Origin of the sequence: Dactylosporangium sp. CA-233914 (assembly GCF_050942935.1) — a bacterium.
Taxonomy (GTDB): domain Bacteria; phylum Actinomycetota; class Actinomycetes; order Mycobacteriales; family Micromonosporaceae; genus Dactylosporangium.
Map to the genome: position 1 here is coordinate 12,317,715 of NZ_CP192030.1, position 16,117 is coordinate 12,333,831.

A 16,117-nucleotide genomic window follows, 5' to 3' on the forward strand; every position below is an offset into this window, starting at 1 on the left:
CTCAGACGGTCAACAGCTGACGGACCGCCGGGTCCTGCAGGTCGGTCCGGCCACCCGCCCGCACGACCTCGCCGGCGTCGATGATGACGAAGCCGTCGGCCAGGCGCAGGGCGAGGTCGAGATACTGCTCGACGAGCAGCACCGCCACGCCGGTCTCCTTGTGCAGCCGCTCGATCGAGTCCTCGATCTCCAGGATCACCGAGGGCTGGATGCCCTCCGTCGGCTCGTCCAGCAGCAGCATCGAGGGCTTGGTGACCAGCGTGCGGGCCATCGCGAGCTGCTGCTGCTGGCCGCCGGAGAGGAAGCCGGCCCTGTTGCGCAGCAGGCCCTTGAGCGCCGGGAAGACGTCCAGCGCCTCGTCCACCGAGGACTTCGTCGCCTTCGGGGCGGCCTCCAGCACGACCTGGAGGTTCTCCCAGACGGTGAGCTGCGGGAACGTCTCGTGGCCCTGCGGGGCGTAGCCGAGGCCGAGGCGGACGCGGTCGTACGTCTTGAGCCGCGTGATGTCCCGGCCCTCGAACGTGATCCGGCCGGAGCGGACCGGCAGGACGCCCATGATCGCCTTGAGCAACGTCGTCTTGCCGACGCCGTTGCGGCCCATCACGCACGTCAACGAGCCGTGCGGGACGGTCATCGACAGGCCGAAGAGCACCTTGGCCCGCCCGTAGGCGACGTCGATCGCCTCAACTTCCAGCATCGACAACCTCCTTGCGGCTGCGGCCCAGGTAGACCTCCTGCACGCGCGGGTCGGCCTGCACCTCGGCGACCGTGCCCTGGCACAGCAGGCGGCCCTCGTGCAGCACCGTCACGACGGAGGCGAACCGGCGCAGGAACTCCATGTCGTGCTCGACGACCACGACGGTGTGCGTCGTGGCGATGTCGACCAGCAGTTGCCCGGTGCGCTCGCGCTCCTCGCGGCTCATGCCGGCGACGGGCTCGTCGAGCAGCAGCAGGCGCGGCTGCTGGACCATGAGCATCCCGATCTCCAGCCACTGGCGCTGGCCGTGGCTGAGCACGCCGGCCTTGTGCTCGACGAGGCCGGCCAGGCCGGTCGTCTCCAGCACGCGCGCGACGTCGTCGGGGTAGCCCTTGCGCCGGCGCAGCAGCGTGACGAGCGGGCGGCGGAACGAGGCGGCCAGGTCGAGGTTCTCGCCGACGGTGAGCTCCTCGAAGACGACCGAGGTCTGGAAGGTGCGGCCGATGCCCATGCGGACGATCCGGTGCTCCCGCTGCCCGACGAGCTCCTGCCCGTCGAACGTGATGCTCCCCGACGTTGATTTCGTGCGCCCGGTGATGCAGTCGATCAACGTTGTCTTGCCAGCCCCGTTCGGACCGATGACGAATCGCAACTCGCCGGGCGCGACCGAGAAGTCGAGGTCGGTGACGGCCCGGAAACCATCAAAAACAACATTCAGATGTCGTACGTCCAGCAGCGCCGTCATGCGGACCTCCTGCGCAGCCACGGGATCTGCGTGCTCAGCCCGGCCAGCCCGCGGGGCGCCCACACCATCACGGCGATGAACAGCGCGCCGACGAGATACTTCCACCCCGACGGCCACGCCTCCGACAGCGACGTCTCCGCGTAGTTGTAGAGCAGCGCGCCCACGACCGCGCCGACGATCGAGTAGCGCCCGCCGATCGCGACCGCGATCACCATGGCGATCGAGGGCACCACGCCCAGGTCGGCCGGGGAGATGATGCCCACGACCGGCACGAACAGGGCGCCGCCGATGCCGGCCAGGGCCGCGGAGAACGCGAACGCGACGGTCTTGACGATCGCCGGGTCGTAGCCGAGGTATCGCACCCGGTCCTCCCCATCGCGGATCGCGACCAGCAGCCGGCCGAACCGGCTCTCCTTGAGCTGCCAGGCGAGCAGGAAGACCACCGCGAGCACGCCGACCACGAGCAGGTACACCAGCCGCTGGCCGGCCTCCTCGTAGAGGTCGAGCCCGAAGAAGAACTGGATGTTGGTCAGGCCGTTGGTGCCGCCGGTCAGCCCCTGCTGCCCGACGAGCAGGATGACGAACGCGGCGGCCAGCGCCTGCGACAGCACGGCGAAGTAGGCGCCTCGCACGCGTTGCCGGAACACCAGCAAGCCCAGCAATGTGGCAACCACGGCTGGCAACACGACCACCATCGCCAGCGCGAAGACCGGGTTGGCGAACGGCTTCCACAGCACTGGCAGCTTGTCCACGCCGCTCCACACCATGAAGTCGGGCAGCCCGGCGGAGCCGGCCTCCTTGAGCTTCAGGTGCATGCCCATCGCGTAGCCGCCGAGGCCGAAGAAGACGCCCTGGCCGAGGGTGAGCATGCCGCCGCGGCCCCACGCGATCGCGATGCCGACGGCGACGATGGCGAAGCACAGGTACTTGCCGAGCAGCTGCAGCCGGAACGGCCCCAGCACGTTGGGCGCGACGAGCGCCAGCACGAGGAAGGCCAGCACGAACAGCGCCGGGCCGGAGTACTTGCGGGCGAGCGTCATGTCAGCGCCCTCGATCGCAGGACGAAGAGGCCCTGCGGGCGGGCCTGCAGGAACGCGACGATCACGGCGAACACCACCACCTTGGCGAAGCTGGCGTTGGTCCACAGCTCGACGTAGCTGTTGAGCAGGCCGAGGGCGACGGCGGCGATGACCGCGCCGCGCAGCTGGCCGAGCCCGCCGGCCACGACGACGAGGAACGCGTCGACGATGTAGTAGGTGCCGATCTGGGGCCCGACCGGGCCGATGAGCGTGATCGCCACGCCCGCGAGCCCGGCCAGCCCGGATCCGATGAAGAAGGTGAGCTGGTCGACCCGGTCGGTGGCCACGCCGCTGACCGCGGCCAGCTGCCGGTTCTGCATGACCGCGCGCATCTTGCGGCCGGCGGCGAGGCGGGTGAGGTACAGCCAGATGCCCACGACGCCGGCGATCGCCAGGGCCATGATGAACAGCCGGTTGTACAGGATGTCCACGCCCGCCACCTTGAACCCGCCGGTCAGCCAGCGGGGCGCGCTGACCTGCACGTTCGGGGCGCCGAAGAGGTCGATCGCCAGCTGCTGCAGGATGAGGCTCACGCCCCAGGTCAAAAGCAGCGTGTCGAGCGGGCGGCCGTAGAAGCGCCGGATGAGCAGGCGCTCCAGGATCAGGCCCATCGTGCCGGCCACCAGGAAGGCGATCGGCAGCGCGACGGGCACGGCCTGGGAGCCGGCGAAGGACTGGACCAGGTAGGTGGTGTAGGCGCCGGCCATGATGAACTCGCCGTGCGCCATGTTGATAACGCCCATCTGGCCGAACGTGAAGGTCAGGCCGAGCGCGATGAGCAGCAGCACGGCGCCGATGCTCAGGCCGGTGACGAACTGGTTGGCGATCATGGCCGGCGCCCCTCCTAGCTCAGGCCCTTGGCCCAGTCGTAGCCCTTGAGGTACGGGTCCGGCTTGATCGGCTGACCGGAGTTCCACACCTCCTTGATCTGCCCGTCGGGCTGGATGATGCCGATGCGGGCGGTCTTGTACACGTGCTGGTTGTCGCCGTCGATGGTCACCTTGCCCTCGGGCAGGTCCAGCGAGATGCCCTTGGCCGCGGCCTTGACCTTCTCCACGTCGGTGCTGCCGGCCTTCTTGACCGCCTCGGCCCACAGGTGGACCGCGTTGTAGCCGGCCTCCATCGGGTCGGATGTCACCTTGTCGGCGCCGTACTTGGCCTTGAACGCGGCCACGAACTTGTCGTTCGCCGCGCCGGTGGTGGTCTGGTAGTAGTTCCACGCGACCAGGTGGCCGGCGATGTTCTCCTTGCCGATGCCGACGACCTCCTCCTCCGCGACGCTGACGGAGACGGTCGGCATGGTCCCGGCGGTGATGCCCTTGTTCTTGAGCTCCTTGAAGAAGGCCACGTTCGAGTCGCCGTTGAGGGTGTTGAAGACCGCGTCGGGCTTGGCCGCGGCGAGCTTGTTCACCAGCGTGCTGTACTCGGTGTGGCCCAGCGGCGTGTACTCCTCGCCGCTGATCTCCATGCCGTTGGCCTGGGCGTACGCCTTGATCTCCTTGTTCGCCGTGCGCGGGAAGACGTAGTCCGAGCCGACCAGGAAGATCTTCTTCTTGCCCTGCTGCCTGAGGTAGTCCAGGCCCGGGATGATCTGCTGGTTCGTCGTCGCGCCGGTGTAGAAGATGTAGGGGGAGCTCTCCAGGCCCTCGTACTGCACGGGGTACCAGAGCAGGGCCTTGTTGCGCTCGAAGACCGGCAGCATCGCCTTGCGGCTGGCGGAGGTCCACCCGCCGAACACCGTGGCGACCTTGTCCTTGGAGATCAGTTTCTGTGCCTTCTCGGCGAAGGTGGGCCAGTCCGAGGCGCCGTCCTCGACGACGGGCTCGAGCTTCTTGCCGAGTACTCCACCGGCGGCGTTGATCTCGTCGATGGCCATGAGTTCCGACTTCTGCACGGTGACCTCGCTGATCGACATCGTGCCGCTCAGCGAGTGCAGGATGCCGACCTTGATCGTGTCGCCGCTCGAGGAACCGCCGCCGGATGCCGGCTCGGAGCAGCCCGCCAGGGCCACCAGGGTGAGACTTGCCAGCGCAATGAGACCGCGTCGCGCGAGTGGGGCCATATCCGGTCCTTACCTGTTCGGGGGTGGGGAGCCCGAACGGTAAGGACAGACCATTTCGCATATCGCGATGCTTCGATTGCTGGCGCGTTACCTGCCGCTCACAATCGATTGTCGACAGATGTGTTTCGCAAAACGCCCACAAACGCGACTTATCCTCGCGTACCGTCCCTAGCATGGCAGCGGGATCGGCACGCGACGCGCTACTGAGAGTCGCGAACGTCAACCCCGCGAGCGTGCGGACCCACACCGACCGGGCGCTCTACAGCTCGATCGGGGTCTTCGTCCTGCTGTACGGCGTGTACGCGATCGTCGGCGCGGCGAGCTTCGTCGACGCCTCGACCAACTACGCCCATCCGTGGTGGCAGTGGCTCGTCGGGCCGCCGGTCGCCGCCGCCGTCATCGCCTACGACCGGGCCGTCGTCGGCCGGGTCGCGGTGAACTTCGAGCGGCTCGACTCGCCCGATCCCCATCAGCTGCTGCGGCGGCGGACCTTCGGACTGTACGCCGGCCGCCTCGCGCTCGCCCTGCTCTTCGCGATCGTCATCACCGAGCCGCTCATGCTGGCGCGCTACAAGGGCGAAATCGACGCGTACCTCGGCACGGTGCACAACCGTCAGCTCATCCAGCTTGAGCAGAACGGCGCCATCGCGACCTTCAGCAGGCAGGTCGTGGCACTGCGGGCGCAGGACGATGCCGACGATGCGGCCGTGGCGAGCTTGCACAACCTCGCAGCGGACAAGCGCAGAGAATCAACGTCGATTTACGACAAGGCCTTGCAGGACTCGCAGGCGGGTGGCGTGACCCAGCGGGCCGGCTGCCCGCCCGGCGGCTACTGCGACACGCTGGTCCAGCAGTCCCGCGCGCTCATGGACGAGGCGACCCGGCTCGACGGCGAGGCGGCGAGCCTGCGCACGTCCCAGGACGCCGGCCGCAAGTCCCGCGCCGAGCAGGTCGCGTCGCTGCTGGCCCAGATCGCCGACCAGCGCGCCGCCAACCGCGCCTCGGTCGAGGCCGGGTCCGGCTTCGGCGCCCGCACGACCGCGATGTGGCACCTGGTGACCAGCGACTTCTGGGGGTTCGGCTTCTTCTACCTCGGCATCGCCGCGCTGCTGGTCTGCCTGGACTGCGCCGCCGTATGGCTCAAGCTGGTCTCGCACGGCAACGGCTACGAGCGAACCGAGGCTCGCGAGGCCCGGCGAAGGGAGCTGTCCGAGACCAAGCGGCACGAGCAGGAGCTGCGCGTCGCCGAGGAGGCCCAGGGCCTGGCCGGCGACGGGCTGGAGACGGTCGTGACCGAGCGGCGGCTCATGGACGCCGCGGTCAGCCGGGCCACCGAGCGGCTCATGGCGGAACTGGAGGACCAGTCCCGACTGGTCCGTTAGGGCAGAACTTCCCGAATGGCTTGCTTCCGGGGCCGGTGGGGCGGGCAGACTTGCCCGGTGCGTCACCGCCTCCAACGCCCAGCTCGGCCCGATGCGGCTACGCGGCCTCGGTCCGAACCAGGCGCCCGCCGCGCGCCGGTCCTGCCCATCGTCATCGGAATCGTGCTGGTTCTGGTGGCTGGTGTCGGCGCGGCCCGAGCGGTGTGGAAGGACGCGCTGAAGGCTTCGGCGGAGGCGCCGTCCGCGGATCGATCGCGGTTCAACCGGGCCGATCGGGCCACCGATCCGCGCGCGGCCCGCTGCGGCGGTGCGCCGTTGACGGCACCGCGCGAGTTGCGCGGCATCTGGATCACCACGGTCGAGAACATTGACTGGCCGAGCAGGCCAGGTCTGCCAGTCGAGCAGATCAAGCAGGAGTACATCGGCTGGCTCGACCTTGCCCAGCAGCGCAATCTCAACGCGGTGTTCGTGCACGTGCGGCCCAGCGGCGACGCACTCTGGCCGTCGCAGTACGCGCCCTGGTCCGAGTGGATCACCGGGGTCCGCGGCCAGGGACCCGGCTTCGACCTGATGCAGTGGATGATCGACGAGACGCACAAGCGCGACCTCGAGTTCCACGCCTGGTTCAACCCGTACCGCGGCAGCCAGCCCGCCCCGGCCGGCGCCGGGCCCGACATCAACGCGCTCGCGCCCGACCACCCGCTGCGCAAGCACCCGGAGTGGGCGGTCGTCTACCCGTCGGCGGGCACGACCGGCAGCCGGCTGCACTTCAACCCGGGCATCCCCGAGGCACGCAAGTTCGTCGAGGACTCGATGCTGGAGGCGGTGGAGAAGTACGACGTCGACGGGGTGCACTTCGACGACTTCTTCTACCAGTACCCGGTCGGCAAGCAGGACTTCCCCGACGACGCGGCCTACCGGCAGTACGGCGGCGGCAAGAGCAAGGCCGACTGGCGCCGCGACAACGTGAATCTTCTGGTGCAGGAGATGAACCAGCGGATCAAGCAGCTCAAGCCCTGGGTGAAGTTCGGCATCAGCCCGTTCGGCATCTGGCGCAACGATGGCACCGACCCGGCCGGCTCACCGACCCGCGGCCTGCAGGCCTACGACGACATCTACGCCGACACGCGGCGCTGGGTGCGCGAGCAGTGGCTCGACTACATCGTGCCGCAGCTGTACTGGAACATCGGCTTCGACGTCGCGGACTACGCCAAGCTCGTGCCCTGGTGGGTCTCCGTCGTCAAGGACACGCGGGTGCAGCTGTACATCGGTCAGGCCGACTACCGCGTCGGGCAGGCCGGTCCCTGGTCCGATCCCGCGGAGCTCGATCGCCAGCTGGCGCTCAACCGCAAGTATCCGCAGGTCACCGGGAGCGTGCACTTCAGTGCCAAGAGCGTGCGGGCCGACGCGCTCGGGTCCGTGTCGAAGTACGCCGCCGACTTCTACAGCACGCCGGCGCTGCCGCCGGTCATGAAGTGGCTGCCCAACCACGCCCCGGCCGCGCCGGTGGTGCAGTCGTCACCGGACGGTGCGAACGTGCGGCTGACCTGGACCGCCGGCGGGGTCTCGGCCGCGGTCTACCGGGTCGACAACGGTTCGGCCAGGCTCGTCGCCACCCGGCGCGGCGCAGACGGCTCGTTCACCGGACCCGCGGGCACGTACTGTGTCACCTCGCTCGATCGATCCTGGAACGAAAGCCCTCCCTCGGGGTGATCCGCCCTCATCTGCGCCCTTTGCAGGCTGCGGTTCATGAGCTTCATCTCGGACCAGGACTTCACGACGCCCGCTCACGTACGCGGCGGCGATCGCCCCGACTTTTCGGACAAGCGGGAACAAACACCTCGCCGTGCGCCCTTGGTGGTCATCTTTCTCGCCGCGGTGTGGCTCGTGGTGGCGGCCGTGCCGTTCGGGTACATCGGCGCGGGGCGGTACGACGCCTTCTGGAGCGACGCGGTCACCGGGGTCACCATCGCGATCGTGACCGCCATCCGGCTGCTGGTGGCGCGCTCGACCGCGTTCGGGTGGGTGACCGCCGGGCTGGCGACGTGGCTGCTCCTGGCGCCCCTGGTGCTGCAGTACGGCTGGTCGGCCTCGACCGTGAACGACGTCTGCGTGGGAATGCTGATGATGGTCTGCGTGGCACTGAGCGCTGAAGGCTGACCGCGGGGCCGGGCTTTGCTCAGCCCCTGCAGGTCACTGCCCTGCTACAGCACTGAATGCCCGGCTTTTTCGCGCCCGCATACGCATCCGCTGCGCGAGCGTGGTCACCCCGGTGACGACGAGCGAAAGCGCGATCCCCAGCCCCGCGGCCGCGAGCGGGTTGCCGGTGAAGACGCTCCCGCCGAGGTATCCGAGCCCGACCACGTAGAGGCTCCACAGCACCGCCCCGGCCGCCACGGCCGGCAGCAGCCGGCGCCGCGGAAACTGCGCGTATCCGCTGACCAGCGCCACCGTGGTCCGCCCGAGGGGTACGAACCGCCCAGCGGCGACGATCGCCGCACCGCGCCGGTCCAGCAGCCGGGCCACCCACCCGACGGCCTTCGAGTACTTCTCGTTGCGCAGGAACCGCTCGACGAGCCGCCGCCCGCCGCGGCGGGCGACCTCGTGCATGAGCACGTCCCCGACGAAGACCGCGGTCATCGACGCGACGAGCACGACGGCCAGGTGCAGGTCCCCGCTGGCGGCGAGCGCCCCGCCCGCGATCACGCTGGTCTCCGCCGGTACGGCCGGGACGAGACAGTCCAGCACCAGCAGCAGAAAGATCACCAGGTACGCCCAGCCGGCCATCGCCTCCATGCCATCTACCCTGCCGCCCGGGCGCCGCGGAATCAGCGGTGCCAACCCGCCGATCGAACGGGGGGCTATCCCCACCCCCCCAGCAGGCCACCCGGCCGGAGGTCACCCGTCGCGGGACGTGAAGTCGGCGAAGACCGCCGGGTCGTGGAAAGCGGTCAGCTCGCGGATCAGGCCGTCCTCGATGCGCAGGACCCCGACGGCGAAGGGGCGCTCCTCGGTCTCGCCCGGCGGGGTGTGATAGGACACCATCGCCGGGTCGCGGTTGGCGCGGGTCAGCCGCACCCGGACCCGGCCCACCCAGAACTCGGCGTCGCGCGGGACGCTCCGGCTCAGGGCGCCGGCGATGGCCGGCTTTCCGAGGTACCACATCGGCAGCGGAGGCATCGCGGCGCGCGCCTCGTCGGCCAGCAGGCTCATCATGGCCCGGACGTCGGCGCGTTCGAAGGCCTCGACGTATCGGCGCAGCACCTCGCGCTCCTCGGGCTGCGGGGTCCGGTCGGGCTGCCAGTCCTCGCCGCGCTCGGGCAGGCGCTCGCGCAGGGTCGCACGGGCCCGCTGCAGCGCGCTGTTGACCGCCGTCGTCGTGACGTCGAGCAGCTCGGCGGTCTCGGCGGCCGACCAGCCGAGCACGTCACGGGCGATGAGCACCGCCCGCTGGCGCGGGGGCAGGTGCTGCAGGGCGGCCAGGAACGCCAGCTCCACCGTCTCGCGGGACACGGCCCGCGTCTGCGGGTCCGCGTCCAGGACCCGGTCCGGCAGTGGCTCCAGCCAGGCGACGCCGGTGACCGGCGGGAGGCTGACGGCGGGGTCCGACGGGGGACCCAGGTCCATCGGCAGCACCCGGCGCTGAGCGCTCTTGAGCGCGTCCAGGCACACGTTGGTGGCGATGCGGTACAGCCACGCGCGGACCGACGAGCGGCCCTGGAACGTCTCCCAGCCGCGCCAGGCCTTCAGGAACGTCTCCTGCACCATGTCCTCGGCCTCGTGGAAGGAGCCGAGCATCCGGTAGCAGTGCACCTCCAGCTCGCGGCGGTGCGGTTCGAGCAGTTCGGTCAGGTCCATGCGAGCCCTCTCGTCGCAGCATGCGATGTTAGGACGATGTGGGCCGAGTTTCGTGAGCGCGTGATCCTGGAGGATGACGCGATCCTGGTGCTGGACAAGCCGGTCGGCGTCTCCGTGATGGGCGAGCGGCACGAGTCCGACCTGGTCCGCATGGCCGCGGACGCCGGTGAGCAGCTGTTCGCGGTGCATCGCATCGACAAGGTGACGTCCGGCGTGATCCTGTTCGCCAAGAATCTGGCCGTGCACGGCGGGCTCACCCGGCAGTTCAACAAGCGCACGGTGGAGAAGGCGTATCTGGCGGTGACCGCGCCGGGCGGGCTGCCGGCCGCGGGCCGCATCGACCTGCCGCTGAGCGTCGGCCGCAAGAACCGGGTGCGGATCGCGGCGCCTCGGGAGAGCATCGCCTTCAAGGATGACACCTGGACGGTGCCGGCGTCGGCGGTGTTCGACACGGTTCCGACGTACCCGTCGGTGACCACGTTCGCGGTCCGCGCCCAGACGCCGGCCCGCGCCCTGGTGGAGGCCGCGCCGCTCACCGGGCGCCGGCACCAGATCCGCGTGCACCTGGCCTGGGTCGGTCACCCGATCGTGGGCGACCCGCTGTTCGAGAAGGCGCCGGCGGGCCGGACGTACCTGCACTCGTGGCGCCTGTCCTTCGACCACCGCGGCGAACGCGTCACGGTCGAGGCCCCGATGCCCGCGGATTTCGCCGTGTAGCGCTCAGGTCAGATCAGATCAGGTCAGGTCAGGACCGTGGCCAGGGCGAACAGGATGGCCAGGCTGTTGGTCAGGCAGTGGGCGGCGATGCTGATCCGCACGCTGCGCACGCGGAGCATGACGACGATGAGCAGCAGCTGGGCGAGGAAGATGAAGGCGAACTTCTCCGGCTGCCAGTAGTGCTGCGCGGCGAACAGCCCGGCGGAGGTGACGACCGCGAGGGCACCGCGGACGGGCAGGCGCGGCAGGAGGTACGCGCGGAAGTACAGCTCCTCCACCGCCGGGTTCACCAGCCCGTCGACGAGCAGCGTGACGAGCAGCGTGGCGACGAGGGTGGCGACCGGGTACGCGTCCGAGTCCGGGGGCAGCGCCCAGCCGGCCGGGTAGCCGTCGAGGACCCGCCGCTCCAGGGGCGCCAGCAGCATGGCCAGGCCCACGGCCATCGCGGTGAGGCAGGGCAGGATCAGCAGGTACAGGCGCAGGGGCAGCCTTCGCCGGAACGCCAGGATCTCCGGCAGGCGCCGCGGCGACCAGCCGGCCGCACGCAGGTTCCGGGCCGCCCTCACCGCGGCCAGCAGCAGGCCGAGCTCGATCGGGGTGAGGACGAAGGCGAAGGCCAGGGTCAGCGCGAACTGTGGCGGCAGGTGCCACGCCCGCATGAGCGGGCCGAGGGCGAGCGCGGCGGCGAACGTCGCGGCCGCCGGGAGCAGATGCATGGCGAGTACCGTGGGCCAGGCCGGCCGGTTCGCCGGCCGCGTGGCGCCGCGGGCCCGGATCAGGGTGCCCGTCGTCATAGACACGACGCTATGGAAACCGCCGCCCGTGCCCCAGCCTGCTGAACGGAGTCTTCGGGGTGGGGCAGGCCCCACCCCGCGACCTCATGCCTGCGCTACTGTGCGGGGACCGGGGCCGCCGTCACGCCGGCGACCGCGGCGTCCGGGCCGCCGCGCCACACCACGCCCGACTCGGCGAAGCCCGCCTCGCGCAGCGCCGCCAGGTGCCAGGTCACCGCCGGCAGCCACTCGCCGGAGTGGGGCTCGCTGTAGATGCGGTTGCGCTCCTCGACGAGCGGGGCCAGCGCCGGGTCCTGGGCCGCCCTGCTCCACCAGTCGCGCCAGGACGGCAGCGCCCCCGTCGCGTAGCGGGACTCCCGGTGGCGGTCGGCCCGCGCGACCAGGCGGCGGGTCAGGTCCGGCAGGTTCTCGTCGGGCATGTGGTCGGCGTTGACGAAGACGCCGCCCGGGCGCAGGATGCCCGGGATCTCGGCGTACAGGGCGGTCAGGCGCTCCGGCGCCAGCCAGTGCAGGGCGGTGGCGGTGAGCACGGCGTCGTACGCGCGGTGGGGCAGCCGCCCGGTCCAGGCCGGGTCGCGCAGGTCCGCCGTCACGATCGTGGCGCGCTCGCCCAGGGAGGCCGCGGCGATCGCCAGCAGGGACGGGTCCAGATCCACCACCGTGAGCTCGGCGCCGGCGAATCGGGCCAGGGCGCGCAGGGAGATCGAGCCGGTTCCGCCCGCCAGATCCAGGATCTTGGGTGTCGCATCGGGCGTGGTCACTGCCGCGACCACGTCGAGCAGGGCCGCGAAGCGGTGCTCGCGGTCCGGCAGGAACGCCTCCTGCTGCCGATCCCAACTCTCCTGCCACGCCAACGCGTCGAAAATGTAAGGACCCATAGTCGACAGGGTAGTTACGTTTGCCCAGCGTTTCCAGATGCGTGGTGGACTTCAGGCGTGACGGAACCAAGGTTGGCACGGCGGCTGGGAACGGGCGACGCGGTGGTCGTCGGCCTCGGGGCGATGATCGGCGCGGGCGTCTTCGGGGCGTTCGCCCCCGCCGCGCGGGCCGCGGGCGGGCTGCTGCTCGTCGCCCTCGCCATCGCGGCCGTCGTCGCCTACTGCAACGCGACCTCCTCGGCCCGGCTCGCGGCCCTCTACCCCGAGTCCGGCGGCACGTACGTCTACGGGCGCCGCCGCCTCGGGGACTTCTGGGGCTACCTCGCCGGCTGGGGCTTCGTCGTGGGCAAGATCGCCTCGTGCGCGGCCATGGCGCTCACCGTCGGCGCCTACGCCTTCCCCGGCCACGCCCGGCTGGTCGCGATCCTGGCCGTGGCCGCGGTGACGGCGCTGAACCTGTTCGGGGTGCACAAGTCGGCGCTGGCGACCTGGATCATCGTCGTGCTCGTGCTGCTCGTACTGGCCGCGGTCGTCGTGGCCGGCCTGTCCGGCCCCCATCGAAGCGTCACCGGCGGCGCCGGGGGCGGGAACGTGCTGGAGGCCGCCGGCCTGCTGTTCTTCGCCTTTGCCGGCTACGCGCGCATCGCCACCCTCAGCGAGGAGGTCGCCGACCCGGCGCGCACGATCCCCCGGGCCGTGCCGATCGCCCTGGCCATCACGCTGCTGGTGTACGTCGCGGTCGCCGTCGCCGCCCTGTCCGCGCTCGGCCCGGCCGGCCTCGCCGCCTCCACGGCCCCGCTGGCCGACACGGTCGCGGCGGCCGGAGCGGGCTTCCTCGCGCCGGTGGTGCGCGCCGGGGCGGCGATCGCGGCGCTGGGGTCGCTGCTCGCCCTGGTGCTCGGGGTCTCGCGCACGACCCTGGCCATGGCGCGGGACCGCCACCTGCCCGGGTTCCTGGCCGCGGTGCACCCGCAGCGGCACATCCCGCACCGGGCCGAGGCGGCCGTCGGCATCGTCGTGATGCTGCTGGTCGCGTTCCTGGACCTGCGCGGCGCGATCGGGTTCTCGTCGTTCGGGGTACTCGTCTACTACGCGATCGCCAACGCGTCGGCGCTCACACTGCGCCGCGACGAGGGTCCGCCGCCGCGGATCGTGCCGGTGGCCGGGCTGGCCGGCTGCCTGCTGCTGGCCGCGACGCTGCCCCTTTCGTCAGTACTGAGCGGGCTCGCCCTCTTCGCTGTCGGCGCACTGCTGTGGCTGGCCCGCCGCGGCACACGGCCCGGTCGACGAGGCCCGGCAGCGACTCCATCAGCGTGACGCCCTTGTCCGGCACAGGTGCGCAGGGTCCGGGTCAGCATCCGCTGAGCCGGGACAGCACCAGCAGCGTGCAGGGCTGGCCCGCTACGTGTTGTACCACCCCGGCTTCACGCGCAGCACCCTCAACCCGCTCGCGCGGCTGGCGCTGCGGGCGCCGGCCCGGGTAGCGACGCGCCCGGTCGCGGAGGCGGCGGCCCCGATCGTGGCGCTCGTCGACGAGCCGCCCGCGGCCCAGCTGACCGCCCTCGACCGCGGCCGGGTCCTGGATCCCGCGTTCCCGACCCTGCACCCGGCCGCCGACCGCCTCCTCGCGGTCACTCGGTCACTCGGTTATGCGGTCACTCAGTGATGCGGGAGCTAACCGGCCCGGCGTAGGGCGCGTTCCCGGCGGGCCGCGACCGTCGAGCCCGACTCGCGGCGGGCCATGCGGCGCAGCAGCGACGGCGCGACCAGCAGCCCGGCGACGGCCCAGGCGCCCAGCACCGCGACCGTCTCCAGGTGCCGCCACGAGTCGCCGATCTCCACCGCCACCGCGCCGGGCGGGAGCAGGGCGGAGCGCATGCCGAGCCCCATCCAGTACACCGGAAACGCCTGCGCCACCCCCTGCACCCAGCCCGGCAGCGCCGTGATCGGGTAGAAGATGCCGGAGATCGCGATGATCCCGAGCACCGGCAGCGTCAGCAGGCCCTGGCTGCGGACGCTGGTGAAGACCGAGCCGAGCACCGCGCCGAGCGGCAGGGTGGCGAGCAGGCCGAGCGCCAGCACCCACAGCACGGTCGCCCACGCACCGACGTGGCCGGTGGCCAGGCCGGGAATGAGCAGCAGGGCGGGGATCGCGAAGATCGCCAGGTCGACGAGCAGGCCGCCGGAGACGCTGACGACCCTGCCGATCAGGTACGCGCGCACGCCGTGCGGCGTCGCCCGCGCCCGCAGCAGGGTGCCGTCCTCACGGTCGGCGGTGAGCGTCTGGCTCATCGTCACCATGGCCATGGCGGCGTTCATGCCGAGAATGGAGGGCAGGACGAGGGCGCCGAGGGGCAGTCGCGCCCCACCGAAGGCGCGGTCCCGGATGCAGTACAGCGTGATGATCATCAACAGCGGCCAGAACCCGTGGTTGAACAGGTCGGCCGCGTTGGTCAGCGACTGCCGCAGCTCGATCAGCCCGCGCTCCCATCCGGCGCGCAGCACCGCCCGGTTCACCGGTCCGCCCCTTCCGCCGCCCGGACCAGCGCGAGGTACGTGTCCTCCAGCGACGCCCGGCGGATCTCGAGCTCACGCACGGCCGCCCCGTGCCGCCGGAACAGCTCGAACGCGAACCCGGTCGAGTCGGCCGTCGCCTCGGTGTGCCGCCGCCCGTCCAGCGTCCAGCGCACCTCGTCGGCCCCCGCGATCCCGCGGGCCAGCTCGTCGGGGCGGCCGTCGGCGACGACCCGGCCGCCGTCGAGGATGACGATCCGGCCGGCCAGCCGCTCGGCCTCGTCCAGGTCGTGTGTGGTGAGCAGCACGGTGGTGCCATGCTCGGCGGCGAGTCCCTCGATCAGCCGGTGGAACTCGCGGCGCGCCTGCGGGTCGAGCCCGGTGGTCGGCTCGTCGAGAAACAGGACCTCGGGCCGCCCGACGATCCCGATCGCCAGGTCGAGCCGGCGCCGCTGCCCGCCGGAGAGCGTCCGGATCCGCTGTCGCGCGACCCCGCCGAGCCCGACGGCGGCGATGAGGGCATCGGTGTCCCAGGCGCCGGGGTAGTACCGCGCCAGATGGGCGAGCAACTCCCGCACCGCCCACTTGCCGTGGTCCCGCCACGACTGCAGCACGATCCCGATCCGCCCGCGCCAGTCCTCGCCCCCGCGCCCGGGATCGACCCCGAGCACCGCGACGTCCCCGCCCGACCGCCGCCGGAAGCCCTCGAGAATCTCGATGCTGGTGCTCTTACCGGCCCCGTTGGGCCCGAGCAGCGCCAGAATCTCCCCGCGCCGCGCGACGAACCCGACCCCGTGCAGCACGTCGCGATCCCCGTACCGCATCCGCAGCCCGTCGATCTCGATCACCGTGGTTTCCATATTCGCAAACATAGAAACGCTGAGAACCGTGCAGCAATAACCCCTGGTCAAGTGTTGCAATGGCGCTGACAGGTATTGCAATGCGTTGCAATAAGGTGGGCGCGAATGCAATCATGGCGGCATGCCGGGGGCGAGGTTGACGCGCGAGGACCGCGAGCGGATCGCGGCCGGCATCGCGGAGGGCCTCGACTACGCGGAGATCGCCCGCCGCCTGGGTCGTCCGACTTCGACGATCTCCCGCGAGGTGGCTCGAAACCTTCAGATGGGTGGTTATCGGGCCGCGGACGCCCAGCAGGCGACGCTGCTACGGCGGCGCTCGGCGCGGCGCCCAGCCCCCGATGAATCCAGCCCCCTGGTCGGATATTTCGGGCTTTCACCTGAAATTTCGGGTCTGGGCGGGGCGAGTCCGGGCGGGGCAGGGCCAGGCTGGACAGGACCGGGCGGCGCAGAACCGGGCGAGGCAGGACCACGCGAGGCAGGACCGGGCGGGACAGGGCCGGGCGGGGCGGCGGAGAATGGGGCCGGGCCTGG

At 71.1% G+C, this 16,117-nt stretch carries 17 protein-coding genes and 1 pseudogene; 7 read left to right on the forward strand and 11 right to left on the reverse strand.

Annotated elements, in window-relative coordinates:
* Position 1 precedes the first annotated feature (1 nt).
* From urtE to urtA, 5 genes are read right to left on the reverse strand one after another with little or no spacing between them, the layout of a single operon-like run.
* On the reverse strand, positions 2 to 697 hold the full coding sequence (urtE, locus tag ACQPY0_RS55035; protein ID WP_432980628.1) for an urea ABC transporter ATP-binding subunit UrtE: 696 nt from the start codon (positions 695 to 697) through the stop codon (positions 2 to 4).
* Positions 684 to 1,442: an urea ABC transporter ATP-binding protein UrtD gene (gene urtD / locus ACQPY0_RS55040; protein ID WP_432980631.1), complete on the reverse strand. Its 759-nt coding sequence runs from the start codon at positions 1,440 to 1,442 to the stop codon at positions 684 to 686. The genes urtE and urtD overlap by 14 nt, the downstream gene beginning before the upstream one ends.
* Positions 1,439 to 2,482 (reverse strand): urea ABC transporter permease subunit UrtC, encoded by a 1,044-nt coding sequence (gene urtC, locus ACQPY0_RS55045; protein WP_432980634.1) that lies wholly within the window; start codon positions 2,480 to 2,482, stop codon positions 1,439 to 1,441. The genes urtD and urtC overlap by 4 nt, the downstream gene beginning before the upstream one ends.
* Positions 2,479 to 3,351 (reverse strand): urea ABC transporter permease subunit UrtB, encoded by an 873-nt coding sequence (urtB, locus tag ACQPY0_RS55050; RefSeq protein ID WP_432980637.1) that lies wholly within the window; start codon positions 3,349 to 3,351, stop codon positions 2,479 to 2,481. The genes urtC and urtB overlap by 4 nt, the downstream gene beginning before the upstream one ends.
* Positions 3,352 to 3,365: 14 nt before the next feature.
* The gene (urtA, locus tag ACQPY0_RS55055; protein WP_432980640.1) at positions 3,366 to 4,583 is read right to left on the reverse strand and encodes an urea ABC transporter substrate-binding protein; all 1,218 of its coding nucleotides are present in this window, start codon (positions 4,581 to 4,583) and stop codon (positions 3,366 to 3,368) included.
* Between the two features lie 173 nt (positions 4,584 to 4,756).
* Between urtA and ACQPY0_RS55060 the strand changes: the two genes are divergently transcribed.
* From ACQPY0_RS55060 to ACQPY0_RS55070, 3 genes are all read left to right on the forward strand, one after another.
* Entirely contained in the window at positions 4,757 to 5,965 is a 1,209-nt protein-coding gene (locus ACQPY0_RS55060) for a DUF4407 domain-containing protein (RefSeq protein WP_432980643.1), read from the forward strand.
* Positions 5,966 to 6,127: 162 nt separating this feature from the next.
* Entirely contained in the window at positions 6,128 to 7,678 is a 1,551-nt protein-coding gene (locus ACQPY0_RS55065) for a glycoside hydrolase family 10 protein (RefSeq protein WP_432980646.1), read from the forward strand.
* 36 nt (positions 7,679 to 7,714) lie between these two features.
* Positions 7,715 to 8,125, forward strand: coding sequence for an SPW repeat domain-containing protein (locus tag ACQPY0_RS55070; RefSeq protein WP_432980649.1), 411 nt, complete (start codon positions 7,715 to 7,717; stop codon positions 8,123 to 8,125).
* A 33-nt stretch (positions 8,126 to 8,158) separates the two neighbouring features.
* Here the strand turns inward: ACQPY0_RS55070 and ACQPY0_RS55075 are convergent, their stop codons facing one another.
* Both ACQPY0_RS55075 and ACQPY0_RS55080 read right to left on the reverse strand, forming a co-directional pair.
* Entirely contained in the window at positions 8,159 to 8,761 is a 603-nt protein-coding gene (locus ACQPY0_RS55075; RefSeq protein WP_432980652.1) for a DedA family protein, read from the reverse strand.
* Positions 8,762 to 8,863: 102 nt separating this feature from the next.
* Positions 8,864 to 9,823 carry a sigma-70 family RNA polymerase sigma factor gene (locus tag ACQPY0_RS55080; protein ID WP_432980655.1) on the reverse strand — a complete coding sequence of 320 codons (960 nt, stop codon included), beginning with the start codon at positions 9,821 to 9,823 and terminating at the stop codon, positions 8,864 to 8,866.
* A gap of 60 nt (positions 9,824 to 9,883) precedes the next feature.
* On the opposite strand from ACQPY0_RS55080, the gene ACQPY0_RS55085 reads away from it, so the two are divergent.
* Entirely contained in the window at positions 9,884 to 10,540 is a 657-nt protein-coding gene (locus ACQPY0_RS55085) for an RluA family pseudouridine synthase (protein ID WP_432980658.1), read from the forward strand.
* A gap of 23 nt (positions 10,541 to 10,563) precedes the next feature.
* Here the strand turns inward: ACQPY0_RS55085 and ACQPY0_RS55090 are convergent, their stop codons facing one another.
* Both ACQPY0_RS55090 and ACQPY0_RS55095 read right to left on the reverse strand, forming a co-directional pair.
* Positions 10,564 to 11,334: a lysostaphin resistance A-like protein gene (locus ACQPY0_RS55090; RefSeq protein WP_432980661.1), complete on the reverse strand. Its 771-nt coding sequence runs from the start codon at positions 11,332 to 11,334 to the stop codon at positions 10,564 to 10,566.
* Positions 11,335 to 11,429: 95 nt separating this feature from the next.
* On the reverse strand, positions 11,430 to 12,212 hold the full coding sequence (locus tag ACQPY0_RS55095; protein WP_432980664.1) for a class I SAM-dependent methyltransferase: 783 nt from the start codon (positions 12,210 to 12,212) through the stop codon (positions 11,430 to 11,432).
* Between the two features lie 123 nt (positions 12,213 to 12,335).
* Between ACQPY0_RS55095 and ACQPY0_RS55100 the strand changes: the two genes are divergently transcribed.
* Both ACQPY0_RS55100 and ACQPY0_RS55105 read left to right on the forward strand, forming a co-directional pair.
* Positions 12,336 to 13,529, forward strand: a complete 1,194-nt coding sequence (locus ACQPY0_RS55100) for an APC family permease (RefSeq protein ID WP_432995825.1) — start codon at positions 12,336 to 12,338, stop codon at positions 13,527 to 13,529.
* A gap of 88 nt (positions 13,530 to 13,617) precedes the next feature.
* Positions 13,618 to 13,878 carry a hypothetical protein gene (locus tag ACQPY0_RS55105; RefSeq protein WP_432980667.1) on the forward strand — a complete coding sequence of 87 codons (261 nt, stop codon included), beginning with the start codon at positions 13,618 to 13,620 and terminating at the stop codon, positions 13,876 to 13,878.
* An 8-nt stretch (positions 13,879 to 13,886) separates the two neighbouring features.
* On the opposite strand, the gene ACQPY0_RS55110 is transcribed toward ACQPY0_RS55105, so the two are convergent.
* Together ACQPY0_RS55110 and ACQPY0_RS55115 are read right to left on the reverse strand one after the other, a co-directional pair.
* A complete protein-coding gene (locus tag ACQPY0_RS55110; RefSeq protein WP_432980670.1) occupies positions 13,887 to 14,729 on the reverse strand; it encodes an ABC transporter permease in 843 nt (280 codons plus the stop codon).
* A complete protein-coding gene (locus ACQPY0_RS55115; protein ID WP_432980673.1) occupies positions 14,726 to 15,586 on the reverse strand; it encodes an ABC transporter ATP-binding protein in 861 nt (286 codons plus the stop codon). Before ACQPY0_RS55115 ends, ACQPY0_RS55110 begins: the two co-directional genes overlap by 4 nt.
* A gap of 121 nt (positions 15,587 to 15,707) precedes the next feature.
* On the opposite strand from ACQPY0_RS55115, the pseudogene ACQPY0_RS55120 reads away from it, so the two are divergent.
* A pseudogene (locus ACQPY0_RS55120) lies at positions 15,708 to 15,785 on the forward strand (MarR family transcriptional regulator); the annotation flags it as partial.
* Positions 15,786 to 16,117 lie beyond the last annotated feature (332 nt).